The sequence below is a fragment of the Streptomyces himastatinicus ATCC 53653 genome (assembly GCF_000158915.1).
Lineage (GTDB): Bacteria > Actinomycetota > Actinomycetes > Streptomycetales > Streptomycetaceae > Streptomyces > Streptomyces himastatinicus.
This window is the reverse complement of the sequence record NZ_GG657754.1, coordinates 1,816,198-1,829,355: the sequence shown is the minus strand read 5'-3', so window position 1 is coordinate 1,829,355 and position 13,158 is coordinate 1,816,198. Positions and strand designations below refer to the sequence as shown.

Sequence of the window (13,158 nt, the reverse complement as noted above, 5' to 3'; positions counted from 1 at the left end):
GTTCCTTGGCAGTGGTCCAGTCGCTGTCGTCGTGGCCTGGGGAGGTCCAGGTGGCGGGTGGCCGGCGGTCGGTGGTGCGCCAGGTCCGGTCCGTGTGGTGGTGGGTGGTGCCGTCCTCGGTGGTCACTTCCAGGGTGGCCAGCAGACCGGCCGGGCCCTGTTCGGCGTTGGTGGCCGCGATCGCGAGGGTGGCCGCTCCCCGGCGCAGGTGTTCGGTGACGTCGACGGTGACCGGGTGGGCCCACGCCTTGGCCACGCCCAGCGCCTCGCGGGCGGCGACCTCGGTGCCGTCGACGTGGGCGGTGAAGCCGTCGTCGGCCGCCACGACCAGGCGGGCGCGCCGGACGGTGCCGGTGGCCCGGACCGTGGTGCGGAACCAGCGGGTGGCCACCGGGGCGTCGGCGGCCGGATCGCCTTCGGGGAACCAGATCCAGGTGGCGCCGTCCAGTTGCGGGGGCGCGGTCAGCTCAGCGGGCGCGGTGATCCAGTGCGCCCGCCACTCGGCGCCGAGCAGCCCGGTCTCCCACCAGTCGGGGGCGGACCACGGGGAGGGGCGGCCGCGGTCGTCCCAGACGCGTACGGACCAGTGGTAGCGGGTGCGCGGGCGCAGGGCCGGGCCGTCGTAGCGGACCAGGACCGACTGGCCCGACTTCCGCTTGCCGCTGTCCCAGACGTCCGGGTCGCCGAGCCGGTCCGGGGAGGTGGCGACCCGGATGCGGTAGGCGCTCTGTGCCTGGTCGCGGGCGTCGGATTCGAGGATCCAGCTCAGCCGGGGGTGGGGTGTGTCCAGGCCGAGCGGGTGGGTGGCGTACTCGACCGTGGTGCTCCGGATCCGCAGTCCCGCGGTGGGGCGGTTCTCCGCGGCGGCGGACGGGGCGAGTGCGGGCAGACCCGTGAGGGCCGTACCGGTGGCAGCGGTGGTGGCGAGCAGGTGGCGTCTGCTGATCACGAGCTTCCTCCAGGAACGGCTGGATGAAAACGATTCAATCACACAGGCGCCTGGACCGTAGGGCCGCTGGACGGGGTGCGTCAAGTGGTCGTGCGCGTAAGGGATTTACCTGCTGCGCACCCCCTTGACGGGGTCATGGCGCGGGGCTAGCTTCCCGGAATCCGTATTGAAACATTTCATTCGCGCGCTTCAGGAGCCTCCGTGAGTCAGTCTGTTCCGGTCCTCGCCCTCAAGGGGGTGAACAAGTCCTTCGGCGCCGTACGGGCCCTCCGGGATGTCTCGCTGGAGCTCTTCGCCGGGGAGGCGCACGCCCTGGCCGGGGAGAACGGCGCGGGCAAGTCGACGCTCATCAAGGCGCTGGCCGGAGTGCACCGGCCGGACTCCGGCGAGGTGCTGCTCGACGGTGAACCCGTGGTCTTCCATGGCCCCGCCGACGCCCGCGACGTGGGCATCGCCGTGATCTACCAGGAGCCGACGCTCTTCCCCGATCTGTCGATCGCCGAGAACATCTTCATGGGCCGTCAGCCCCGGCGGGCGTTCGGCCGGATCGACCACAAGGCGGTACGGGCGCAGGTCGCCGCTCTGATGGCGCGGCTCGGTGTCGACCTCGCCCCGGACCGGCCCGCGCGCGGGCTGTCCATCGCCGACCAGCAGATCGTCGAGATCGCCAAGGCGCTCTCGTTCGACGCCCGCGTACTGATCATGGACGAGCCGACGGCGGCGCTGACCGGCAGCGAGACCGCCCGGCTCTTCGCGGTGGTCGAGGCGCTGCGCGCGGAGGGCGCCGCGGTGCTGTTCATCTCGCACCGGCTGGAGGAGATCTTCGAGCTGTGCCAGCGGGTCACCACGCTGCGGGACGGGCGCTGGGTGGCGTCCGAGCCGCTGGACGGGATCACGCAGGACGACCTCGTACGCCGCATGGTCGGCCGGGACCTGGAGGAGCTGTATCCCAAGCAGCCGACCCGGGTCGGCGAGACCGCGCTGTCCGTACGGCGGTTGACCCGGGAGGGTGTCTTCCGGGATGTGTCGTTCGATGTGCGGCGCGGGGAGATCGTCGCGCTCGCGGGGCTGGTCGGCGCCGGGCGCAGCGAGGTCGCGCAGGCCGTCTTCGGGGTGGACCGGGCGGACGCGGGCGAGGTGCGGGTGGGTGGCACGGTGCTGCGGCCCGGGTCGCCGACCGCCGCCATGGACGCCGGGCTCGCGCTCGTGCCCGAGGACCGGCGCCAGCGCGGCCTGGTCATGGAGATGTCCATCGAGCGCAACATCGGGCTGACCGGTCTTGACCGGCTGGGCCGCGCGGGGATGGTGAAGCGCGCGCTGGAGCGCGGGCGGGCGTCGGACTGGGCGGTGCGGCTCCAGTTGAAGTACGGCAGCCTCGGAGACCACGTCGGGGTGCTGTCCGGCGGCAACCAGCAGAAGGTCGTGCTCGCCAAGTGGCTGGCCACCGACCCGGCGGTGCTCATCGTGGACGAGCCGACGCGCGGTATCGACGTCGGGACGAAGGCCGAGGTGCACCGGCTGCTGTCGTCGCTGGCCGCCGAGGGGCTCGCGGTGCTGATGGTCTCCTCCGATCTGCCCGAGGTGCTCGGCATGGCCGACCGGGTGCTGGTGATGCACGAGGGGCGGCTGGTCGCCGAGATCCCGCGTGCCGAGGCCACCGAGGAGTCGGTGATGGCCGCCGCGACGGGGCTGGCCGACGAGGGGAGGGCGGCATGACGGTCACGGTCGAGAAACCCGCACCGGCGGCGGAGACGGAACGTTCGGCGCGTTCGCTGGTCGACGCCGTCTTCCGGGCGCGGGAGATCAGCATCGCGGGCGCGCTGGTGCTGCTGGTGCTGTTCACCTGGGTCGCCGAACCCCGCTTCCTGAACGACCAGGGCGTCAAGGACCTGCTGCTGAACGCCGCGATCCTGGTGCTGCTCGCGGTCGGGCAGTCCGTCGTGGTCATCACCCGCAACATCGACCTGTCGGTGGGGTCCGTGGTGGGCCTGTCCGCCTTCGCCTGCGGGAAGTTCGTCTCGGGGACGGACCACGGGGTGCTGACGGTGCTGCTGCTCGGCGTCGTCGTGGGCGCGGTCTGCGGCCTCGTCAGCGGATCGCTCGTCAGCTTCGGCAAGGTGCCCGCGCTGGTGGTGACACTCGGGATGCTCTACATCATCCAGGGCCTCGACTACTGGTGGGCGCAAGGCGAGCAGATCAACGCCGCCGACGTGCCGCAGTCCGTGCTGGACCTGGGCAGCGGCAGCGTCCTGGGGCTGCCGTATCTGCCGCTGATCTCCATAGCGGTGCTCGCCGGGACCGCGTACGTCCTGCGGACGTACCGCAGCGGCCGGGAGCTGTACGCCATCGGCTCCAGCCCCGAGGCCGCCCGGCTCGCCGGGGTGCCGATCCGGCGGCGGGTGCTCGCCGCGTACCTCTTCTCCGGGGCCGTCTCGGGCTTCGCGGGCGCGCTGTGGCTGGCCCGCTTCGGGACCGTCGTCGCGGACAACGCGCACGGCTGGGAGCTGACCGTGGTCAGCGCGGTCGTGGTCGGCGGGGTCGCCATCGTCGGCGGCACCGGCACCGTGTGGGGCGCGGCGCTGGGGGCGCTGCTGCTCACCACCATCGGCAGCGCGCTGGCCGTGCTGAAGGTCGACTCCTTCTGGGCGGACGCCATCGCGGGCGCGCTGCTGCTGGCAGCCATCAGCGTGGACCGGATCGTGAACGTGCGCATGACCCGTGCGCTGAGGAAGAGGAGCGCGCGATGAAGCCGAGGTGGGACACCGCGGTCGGGGTGCTGCTGGTGGCCGTCTTCGTCACCGGGCTCGGTACGACGGACGGCTTCGCCAGCCGCGACAACCTCGCCTTCGCCTTCAACGACATCGCCGAGGTCGCGCTGATGGCGCTGCCGATGACGCTGCTGGTGGTGGCTGGGCAGGTCGATCTGTCGGTGGCCTCGATGCTCGGCCTGTCCAGCGCGCTGACCGGTGAACTGTGGGACAAGGGCTGGGCGTTCGAGACCATCGTGCCGGTCGTGCTGTTGGTCGGCGTGGCGGGCGGGCTGCTCAACGGCTGGCTGGTCACCCGGGTCGGACTGCCGTCGCTCGCCGTCACCATCGGCACGCTCGCGCTGTACCGGGGGCTGGCCTCGGTGGTGCTCGGCTCGAACGCCATCACCGACTTCCCGGAGACGTACGCGAAGTGGGCGGTCGACACCACGACCGTGCCCGGGACCTTCCTCACCTATCCGGTGGCGCTGTTCATCGTGCTGGCCGTGGTCGCCGCCGTGGTGCTGCACTCCACCGGGCTCGGCCGGTCGCTGTTCGCCATCGGCGCCCAGGAGGACGCCGCGTACTTCGCGGGCATCCGGGTCAAGCGGATCAAGCTGCTGCTGTTCGTCGTGGCAGGGCTCGTCTCCGCCTTCGCCGGGGTGGTGTTCACCCTGCGGTACGGGAGCGCCCGCGCCGACAACGGACAGGGCTTCGAAATGCTGGTCATCGCCGCCGTCCTGCTGGGCGGGGTCGACTTCGACGGCGGCAAGGGGACCGTGTTCGGCGCGGTCGCCGGGGTGCTGCTCATCGGCGTCCTGAAGAACCTGCTGACCCTCAACGACGTGGCCAACGAGGTCCAGGTGATCGTCACCGGGCTGCTGCTGGTGGCGTCCGTCCTCACGCCCCGCCTGATCACCGCGGTGACCGACAGACGGCGGCTGGCAGCTGACGGCTGACAGATTTCAGATTTTGACTTTCAGATGTTGATACAGGTGAAAGGTCGCCCATGATCCAGCGTTCCGCCCTCCCGTCGCCCGCCACCACCCTCAAACGAGGCGCTGCGCGCCGCGGCCATATTCCAAGGCACCGCGCCGCCGCCACCGCGGCCGTGGTCTGCGCCCTCGCCGTCACCCTCGCCGGCTGCGGCGGCACCACCAAGAAGGACACCGACAACAGCGGCAAGGCCGACAGCGGATCGGGGGCCAAGGCCAACCCCGACGCCCCGCTGAAGAAGGGGCTGAAGTTCGCCTTCCTGCCCAAGCAGATCAACAACCCGTACCTGAAGATCCTGGACACCTCCGGGATCGGCGCCGCCCGGGAGTTCGGCGGCAAGGGCAAGGAGGTCGGCCCGTCCGACGCCAGCGCCTCCTCCCAGGTGTCGTACATCAACACCCTGATCCAGCAGCGGCAGGACGCCATCCTCATCGCCGCCAACGACCCCAACGCGGTGTGCGGCCCGCTCAAGCAGGCCATGAAGAAGAACATCAAGGTCGTCGCGTACGACTCGGACACCGCCCCGGCGTGCCGCCAGCTGTTCATCAACCAGGCAAGCTCGGAGGAGATCGGCCGCAGCCAGGTCCAGCACCTGGCGAAGCAGCTCGACTACAAGGGCGAGATCGCGATCCTCTCGGCCACCCAGAACGCGACCAACCAGAACACCTGGATCGGGTTCATGAAGGACGAGCTGAAGAAGCCCGCGTACAAGAACATGAAGCTGGTCAAGACGGTGTATGGGGACGACGACGACCAGAAGTCGTTCCAGGAGACCCAGGGGCTGCTGAAGGCGTACCCCAAGCTGAAGGGCATCATCTCGCCCACCACGGTCGGCATCGCCGCGGCCGCCCGCTACATCAGCGACTCCTCGTACAAGGGCAAGGTCGTGCTGAACGGCCTCGGCACGCCCAACCAGATGCGCAAGTACATCAAGGACGGCACCGTCGAGCAGTTCGCGCTGTGGGACCCCAAGAAGCTGGGGTATCTGGGCTCGTACGCCGCCGCTGCGCTCGCCTCCGGGCAGATCACCGGGGCCGAGGGGGAGAAGTTCAAGGCCGGGAAGCTCGGTGAGTACACCGTCGGCAAGAACGGCGAGATCATCCTCGGCCCGCCCACGGTCTTCGACAAGTCCAACATCGACAAGTTCCACTTCTGAGGGCGGCCCCACGATGCGGCGTGTGTGTTTTCTGCTGAAGGTCCGTCAGGACCGGCTGGCCGAGTACCGCGAGCGGCACGAGGCCGTGTGGCCGGAGATGCTGGAGGCGCTCTCGGCGGCCGGATGGCACAACTACTCGCTCTTCCTGCGGGAGGACGGGCTGCTGGTCGGCTATCTGGAGACCGAGGACTTCGCGGCCGCGCAGGCCGCGATGGCCGCCACCGACGTCAACGCGCGGTGGCAAGAAGAAATGGCGGGCTTCTTTGAAGCGCTGGACGGGGCCAAGCCCGATGAGGCCATGACACCGCTCACCGAAGTGTTCCACCTCGCCTAGGACACGGAGAACCTGACCGACATGAGACCCCTGCTCGTGACCGCGTTGGCCGCAGCCCTCCTCGCGTCCACCACCACGGCCGACGCGACCGGACGGGCCCCCGGCCCGGAGGTCAGCAAGGTCGCCGACACCCAGCTCGACCCCGGGGCCGTGTACTTCGAGTCGTACAACGGCCTCGTCAACAACAACGCGTTCCAGAAGAACGGGCTGCTCACCTACAAGGGCTACCAGTACGCCGTCTGGTACACCGGCGACCGCACCGCCGTCATCGGCCGCCGTGCGCTCGGCCGGGCCGACTGGCAGACCGTGCGGCTGCCGCACAAGCTCACCACCGACGACTCCCACAACGTGATCTCCATGGGGATCTCGCGCGTCGACGGCCGGCTCCACCTCAATATGGACTCGCACAGCAGCGGCTTCTTCTACGTGAAGTCGGTGGCCGGGCTGCTGGACGACCCCGCCGGACACCCCTGGAACAGCGCGCAGTTCGGCGCCGTACAGACCACCCTGGACGGGCTCGCGCTCACCTCCCAGTTCACGTATCCGCAGTTCGTGGCCACCCCCGAGGGCCGCCTTCAGCTCAGCTACCGGGTCGGGGTCTCCGGCAACGGCCGCAACGCGCTGGCCGAGTACGACGGCACCAAGTGGACCGCGCTCGGCGAGTGGTCCGCGTCCACCGGTACGTACACCAGCGAGCACGGCTCCAGCACCGCCCGCAACATGTATCTGCACGGCATCGACTACGGCACCGACGGCCGGTTGCACGCCTTCTACACCTGGCGCGAGCAGAACAACGCGGTGATGTGCGACGCCGGTGGCCTCACCAACCACGACACCGGCTACGTCTACAGCACCGACCGCGGCCGCACCTGGCGCAACACCGCGGGCACCGTGGTCGGCACCACCGGCGGTGCCGACAAGGTGACCGTGAACGACACCGGCACCGTCGTCGATCCGCTGAACCCCGACCACTCGCTGATGAACCAGGAGAGCCAGGCCACCGACTCCGCCGGGCGCCCCCACGCCGTCATCAGCTACGTCCCCGGCCGCTTCGGCCAGTGCACCACCGACTACGTGGCCGACCGGACCACCAACGGCCGCGCCTTCCACCTCTTCAAGAACGCCGCGGGCGCCTGGAAGAAGACCGAGATCCCGGTCGCGCTGGGCTCCAGCCAGCGCACCCACCTCGCCTTCGACAAGTACGACAACGCCTACGCCGTCATGCCGTACGGCCGCATCGTCGCCGCGTCCAGCGCGTCCGGATACACCGACTGGAAGACGCTCTTCGACGGCAGCGGGCTCAACGCCTTCGGCGAGGTCGTCGTCGACGACACCCGACTCGCCCAGGACGGCGTGCTGTCGTTCATGTACCAGCGGAAGTCGAGCGGCACCACGCCCTCGGCCCTCCGCGTCATCGACTTCCGACTGCCGGGCTAGGGGACTTGAGCGCTCACGGCGTCGGTATCAAGGAGGTGGCGAAGGAGGCCGGGGTCTCGGTCGGCACGGTCTCCAACGTCATCAACCGCCCGGACTCGGTGTCCGAGGCGACCCGGACCCGGGTGCTGTCCACCATCGAGCGGCTGGGGTACGTACGCAGCGAGTCGGCGCGTCAGCTGCGTGCGGGCCGCAGCCGCATCGTCGGGCTGCTGGTGCTCGACATGGCGAACCCCTTCTTCGTGGACGTGGCGGGCGGCGCCGAGCGCGCGGCGCGCGAGGCGGGCCTCGGGGTGATGGTGTGCAACAGCGCGCAGAGTGCCCAGGAGGAGGCGGACTACCTGGGGCTCTTCACCGAGCAGCGGGTACGCGGCGTCCTCGTCACCCCCGCCGACACCACCGGGCGCAACCTGGAGTCCTTCCGGCGGCACGGCATTCCGTTCGTGTACGTCGACCGAGAGGTGCCGAGTGCCGAGGGCTGTTCGGTGTCGGTGGACGACATCGAGGGCGGCGCGCTCGCCGCCCGCCACCTCCTCGGCCAGGGGCATCGCACCCTGGCGTACGTCAGCGGCCCGATGCACCTCGCCCAGTGCCGCGACCGCCGCGCCGGTGCGCTGACCGCTCTGCGGGAGGAGGGCGTCGCCGAGGCCGCGCTGCGCCATGTGGAGGTGGAGCGGCTGGACGTGGCGGGCGGCCGGGACGCGGGGGCGCGGCTGCTGGGCATGTCGCCGTGCCCGACGGCGGTGTTCTGCGCGAACGACCTGCTGGCGCTGGGGGTGTTGCAGGCGCTGTACGGGGCGGGGGTGTCGGTGCCGGGCGAGGTGGCGCTGGTGGGTTACGACGACATCGAGTTCGCGGCGGCCGCGGCGGTGCCGCTGACCTCGGTGCGCCGGCCCGCGTTCCGGATGGGGCGTACGGCGGCGGAGCTGCTGATCGAGGAGACCGGCGAGGGCGCCGACGCCCACCGCCACCGGCGGATCGTACTGCGGCCCGAACTCGTCGTCCGCGGTTCGAGCCAGGCCCGTGGCTAGCGGGCCGCGGCGAGTTCGGCGAGGACCTCGACGGCGCGGTCGATCTCGGCCTCGGTGTTGTAGTAGTGCGGCGAGAGCCGTACCAGCGGGTGGACGTCCCGGTCCTCGGTGTCGAACTGGGTCTGCGCCGGGTCGGTGGTGCTGACGTTGATGCCGCGCCCGGCGAGGGCGGCCGCGACATCGGCCGTCGCCATGGTGCCGACCTCGCAGGTGACGATCGCGCACCGCTGCCGGCCGAGGTCGTGGGTGGTGATGCCGGGCACGGCGTCCAACTGGTCGCGCAGACGGGCGCCGAGGTCGAGGGTGCGTCGGCCGATCTCGTCCATGCCGAGGTCCAGGGCCTGCTGGACGGCGGCGCTCAGCCCCAGGACGTTGGAGTAGCCGACCTCCCATGTCTCGAAACGCCGCGCGCCGTCGTTCCAGGTGAAGCTGCGCTTGCCGTCCCAGGTGGCAGCGGCGACCTCGATCACGTGCGGCTCCAGGTATGCGTGTGCCTCGGGGCGCACCCAGAGGAAGCCCGTGCCGCGCGGGCCGCGCAGGAATTTGCGGCCGGTGGCCGTGAGCATGTCGCAGCCGAGCTCAGCGACGTCCACGGGGAACTGGCCCACGGACTGGGTGGCGTCGAGAAGGAAGGGAACGCCGGCGGCGCGGGTGACGCGTCCGATCTCGGCGGCCGGGTTGACCAGGCCGCCGCTGGTGGGGACGTGGGCGATGCCCACCAGCTTGGTGCGGTCGTCGATCAGGTTCGCGAGGGCGGTGGTGTCGAGCTGGCCGGACTCGTCGTTGGGGACGACGACGACCTCGGCTCCGCTGCGCTGGGCTGTCTGCAAGTAGGCGAGGACGCTGCTGCCGTACTCGGCCCGGCCTGTGAGTATGCGGTCGCCCGGCTTGAACGTCATGGAGTAGAACGCGGCGTTCCAGGCGTGGGTGGAGTTGTCGAACAGCGCGATCTCGTCCGCCCGGCTGCCCACCAGTCGGGCGATATGCCCGTGGGTGGCGTCGATGCGGTCCCGTTCCTGGCCCGCGGCCTCGTAGCCGCCGATCGCGGCCTCCAGCTCCAGGTGGGAGGTCACGGCCTTGAGTGTCTGCCGCGACAGCAGGCCCGCGCCCGCGTTGTTGAGGTGAATCCGGTTCGCCGTGCCCGGGGTGTCCTGGCGGAGCGCTTCGATGTCCATGCCCGTTTCCCATCTGTGCGGTGCTGCTCTGCCTTCACGGTTCCCCATCACCTCCCTTCAGTAAAGTGAACGTTTCTGGAGGAGACAGGCCATAAAAATTGATGGATGGAGTGAGGGCTGTGCACAATCTGCGCCGCCTGGTGGTACTGCGGGAGCTGAAGCACCGTGGCACGCTGGCCGCTGTCGCCTCGGCCATGTCCTACAGCCCCTCGGCTGTCTCCCAGCAGCTGACGCTGCTGGAGTCCGAAGTTGGCGCACCGCTACTGGAGCGGGAAGGCAGGGGGGTCCGGCTGACGCCGCAGGCGGAAATCCTCGTCGCCCGCACGGAGAAGGCACTGCGGGAGCTGGAGCGGGCCGAGGCGGAGATCGCGGCCTCGCTGCGGGAAACATCCGGGACGATCAAGGTTGCGGCCTTCCAGACCGCGATGCTCGCACTGGTGCCCGTCGCGTTGACCTGGCTGCGGGAGAACCATCCCCGGATAAGGGTGGAGGCCACGCAGGCCGAGCCCGACACCTCGTTGCCGGGTCTGCTCACCCGGGACTTCGACCTCGTGATCGACGAGACGTTCGCCGGGCACGCGCGGCCGGCCCGCGCCTCCGAGTTCGAGCACCACCCGCTGTGCGAGGACCCCATGCGGCTGGCCACACCCGCCCCCGTGGCGTCGCTCGCTGATCTGGCCGAGCGCCCCTGGGTGATGGAACCCGTCGGCACGCCCGCCCGGGCATGGGCGACCGGCATGTGTCACGCCGCCGGGTTCGAGCCGGACGTCGTCTACGTGTCCGCGGACATGCTGGTCCACGCACGGCTGGTCGAGGAGGGCCATGCGGTGGCCTTCCTGCCCGACATGCTGTGGTTCGATCGGACCCCCGGTCTCCTCCTCGCCGGCTCAGCAGACCACACCCGCACCGTGCTCGCGACCGTACGGGCCGGATCCGGGGAGCATCCGCTGATCCAGACCTTCCTCACCGCGATCCGCCACGCGATCGGCGAACTCGCCGCCCGTACCGGGTGACCGTCGCATGCCGGGTCGTCCACGAGCAAGGCTTCGGGCGTATCCGGGGCATGCACCAATCCCCGCCGCGTACGCCATAGCATGGGTCCCGCGGCTGAGCTGGGTCGCGGGAAGGCGGAGGCCGAGGTCGTGGGACGCATGGTGGGGATCAAGGACGTCGCGCGGCAGGCGGGAGTGTCCGTCGGCACCGTCTCGAACGTGATCAACCGACCGGAGATGGTCGCCGAGGCCACCCGTGACCGGGTGCAGGCCGCGATCGAGCGGCTCGGCTACGTACGCAGCGAATCCGCGCGCCAGCTGCGCGCCGGACGCAGCCGGATCATCTCGCTGCTGGTGCTCGACATGGCGAACCCCTTCTTCGTGGACGTGGCCAGCGGCGCCGAGCGCGCCGCCCGGGACGCGGGTCTCGGCGTCATGGTGTGCAACAGCGCGCAGAGCCCCGACGAGGAGGCCGACTATCTGGGGCTCTTCGCCGAGCACCGGGTGCGCGGCGTCCTGGTCACCCCCGCCGACGCCACCGGCGGCAACCTGGAGAACTTCCGCCGCCACGACATCCCCTTCGTCCTGGTCGACCGCGAGGTGCCGAGTGCCGAGGGCTGCTCGGTGTCGGTGGACGACATCGAGGGCGGCGCGCTCGCCGTCCGCCATCTGATCGCCCAGGGACACCGCGGGCTGGTGTACGTCAGCGGCCCGATGCAGCTGCCGCAGTGCCAGGACCGCCGCGCCGGGGCGCTCGCCGCCCTCGCCGACGAGGGCCTGCCGCCGGAGGCGCTGCTGCACATCGAGGCCGCGCGGCTGGACGTGGCGGCGGGCCGCGACGCCGGTGCCCGGCTACTGGGCATCTCGCCCCGTCCGACCGCGGTGTTCTGCGCGAACGACCTGCTGGCACTGGGCGTCCTCCAGGCGCTCTTCGCGGCCGGGGTGTCGGTGCCGGGCGAGATGGCGCTGGTGGGGTACGACGACATCGAGTTCGCGGCGGCCGCGGCCGTGCCGCTGACCTCGGTGCGCCAGCCCGCGTTCCGGATGGGGCGTACGGCCGCGGAGCTGCTGATCGAGGAGACGGGCGAGGATGCCGACGCCCACGGCCACCAGCGGATCGTCCTCCAGCCGGAGCTGGTCGTACGGGACTCGACGCTGGGGGCCAAGCCGGGCGCGTGAGCCGCGGGCTGTTCCGCGGGCGTGGTGCCCGTGGCGGGCGGCCCCTCGCCGTACGCGCCGGCGGCGGCCGCGTACGCGTCAGACCGCGACCGGGGCGGGGGCCGAGTCCAGCAGCGCCCGGATCTCCCGTACGGCGGCTCGGCCCGCCCGGTTCGCGCCGATCGTGCTCGCCGACGGCCCGTAGCCGACCAAGTGCACGCGGCGGTCGCTGTGACGGCCCTGGTCCCCTCGACAGCGATCCCGCCGCCCGGCTCGCGCAGCCGCAGCGGGGCGAGGTGGTCGATCGCGGCGCGGAAACCGGTGGCCCAGAGGATGATGTCCGCTTCCACCGTGCTGCCGTCCGCCCAGCTCACCCCGTCCGGCGTGATCCGGTCGAACATCGGCAGCCGGTCCAGCACGCCCAGCGCCCGGGCCCGCTCCATCGCCTCCGTCATGGGCAGCCCGGTCACCGACACCACGCTCTGCGGCGGCAGCCCCCGCCGCACCCGCTCCTCCACCAGCGACACGGCGGCCCGCCCCTGGTCCTGGCCGAACGGCCCGCTGCGGAAGACCGGCGGGCGGCGAGTGACCCAGGTGGTCGCGGCCGCCACCTCGGCGATCTCCAGCAGATGCTGCACCCCGGACGTCCCGCCCCCGACGACGATCACCCGCCGCCCGGCGAACGCCTCCGGACCCGGGTACTGCGCGGTGTGCACCTGCCGCCCCCGGAAGGTCTCCTGCCCCGGGTAGCGCGGCCAGAAGGGGCGGTCCCAGGTGCCGGTCGCGTTGATCAGCGCGCGGGCGGACCACGTCCCGGCCGAGGTCTCGACCCGCAGCCTGCCGTCGTCGGTGTCGCGTACGGCGGTGACGTGCACAGGCCGTACGACCCGCAGGTCGAAGGCGCGCTCGTAGCGTGCGAAGTACGCCGGGATCACCTCGGACGACGGCCGCTCGGGGTCGGCATCGTCGCTGGTCAGCCGCATCCCGGGCAGGTCGTACATCCCGTGCACCTTGCCGTACGTCAGCGACGGCCACCGGAACTGCCACGCCCCGCCGGGGGCGGGGGAGTGGTCGAGCACCACGAATCCGGCGCCCGGCTCGTACCCCGCCCGCCGCAGGTGATACGCCCCGGACAGCCCCGCCTGCCCGGCGCCCACGACCACGACGTCCACGTTGTTCATGCTTC

The 13,158-nt window shown here is 71.1% G+C and carries 11 protein-coding genes and 1 pseudogene; 9 read left to right on the top strand and 3 right to left on the bottom strand.

What is annotated here, in order from left to right:
• The coding region (locus tag SSOG_RS53320; protein WP_039936774.1) for a glycoside hydrolase family 78 protein at positions 1–949 on the bottom strand (949 nt) is incomplete at its 3' end.
• Positions 950–1,150: 201 nt separating this feature from the next.
• Here SSOG_RS53320 and SSOG_RS06985 point away from each other — a divergent pair.
• Genes SSOG_RS06985 through SSOG_RS06955 form a run of 7 tightly spaced genes read left to right on the top strand, consistent with a single transcriptional unit; the run spans position 1,151 to position 8,647 of the window.
• The gene (locus SSOG_RS06985; protein WP_009713507.1) at positions 1,151–2,665 is read left to right on the top strand and encodes a sugar ABC transporter ATP-binding protein; all 1,515 of its coding nucleotides are present in this window, start codon (positions 1,151–1,153) and stop codon (positions 2,663–2,665) included.
• A complete protein-coding gene (locus SSOG_RS06980; RefSeq protein ID WP_009713506.1) occupies positions 2,662–3,696 on the top strand; it encodes an ABC transporter permease in 1,035 nt (344 codons plus the stop codon). The genes SSOG_RS06985 and SSOG_RS06980 overlap by 4 nt, the downstream gene beginning before the upstream one ends.
• A complete protein-coding gene (locus SSOG_RS06975; RefSeq protein WP_009713505.1) occupies positions 3,693–4,655 on the top strand; it encodes an ABC transporter permease in 963 nt (320 codons plus the stop codon). Before SSOG_RS06980 ends, SSOG_RS06975 begins: the two co-directional genes overlap by 4 nt.
• Before the next feature lie 50 nt (positions 4,656–4,705).
• Complete coding sequence (gene rhaS, locus SSOG_RS06970; RefSeq protein WP_009713504.1) at positions 4,706–5,848, top strand: rhamnose ABC transporter substrate-binding protein; 1,143 nt, start codon at positions 4,706–4,708, stop codon at positions 5,846–5,848.
• Positions 5,849–5,861: 13 nt separating this feature from the next.
• Positions 5,862–6,182 carry an L-rhamnose mutarotase gene (locus SSOG_RS06965; RefSeq protein ID WP_009713503.1) on the top strand — a complete coding sequence of 107 codons (321 nt, stop codon included), beginning with the start codon at positions 5,862–5,864 and terminating at the stop codon, positions 6,180–6,182.
• 21 nt (positions 6,183–6,203) lie between these two features.
• Positions 6,204–7,619 (top strand): BNR repeat-containing protein, encoded by a 1,416-nt coding sequence (locus SSOG_RS06960; RefSeq protein ID WP_009713502.1) that lies wholly within the window; start codon positions 6,204–6,206, stop codon positions 7,617–7,619.
• 5 nt (positions 7,620–7,624) lie between these two features.
• Complete coding sequence (locus tag SSOG_RS06955; protein WP_009713501.1) at positions 7,625–8,647, top strand: LacI family DNA-binding transcriptional regulator; 1,023 nt, start codon at positions 7,625–7,627, stop codon at positions 8,645–8,647.
• On the opposite strand, the gene SSOG_RS06950 is transcribed toward SSOG_RS06955, so the two are convergent.
• The gene (locus tag SSOG_RS06950) at positions 8,644–9,822 is read right to left on the bottom strand and encodes an aminotransferase class V-fold PLP-dependent enzyme (RefSeq protein ID WP_009713500.1); all 1,179 of its coding nucleotides are present in this window, start codon (positions 9,820–9,822) and stop codon (positions 8,644–8,646) included. The two genes, SSOG_RS06955 and SSOG_RS06950, sit on opposite strands and share 4 nt — an antisense overlap.
• A gap of 119 nt (positions 9,823–9,941) precedes the next feature.
• On the opposite strand from SSOG_RS06950, the gene SSOG_RS06945 reads away from it, so the two are divergent.
• Positions 9,942–10,835 (top strand): LysR family transcriptional regulator, encoded by an 894-nt coding sequence (locus tag SSOG_RS06945; protein WP_039936773.1) that lies wholly within the window; start codon positions 9,942–9,944, stop codon positions 10,833–10,835.
• Between the two features lie 138 nt (positions 10,836–10,973).
• Positions 10,974–11,993: a LacI family DNA-binding transcriptional regulator gene (locus SSOG_RS06940; protein ID WP_039936770.1), complete on the top strand. Its 1,020-nt coding sequence runs from the start codon at positions 10,974–10,976 to the stop codon at positions 11,991–11,993.
• A 78-nt stretch (positions 11,994–12,071) separates the two neighbouring features.
• Here the strand turns inward: SSOG_RS06940 and SSOG_RS06935 are convergent.
• Positions 12,072–13,153: pseudogene (locus SSOG_RS06935) on the bottom strand (NAD(P)-binding domain-containing protein).
• Positions 13,154–13,158: the final 5 nt, after the last annotated feature.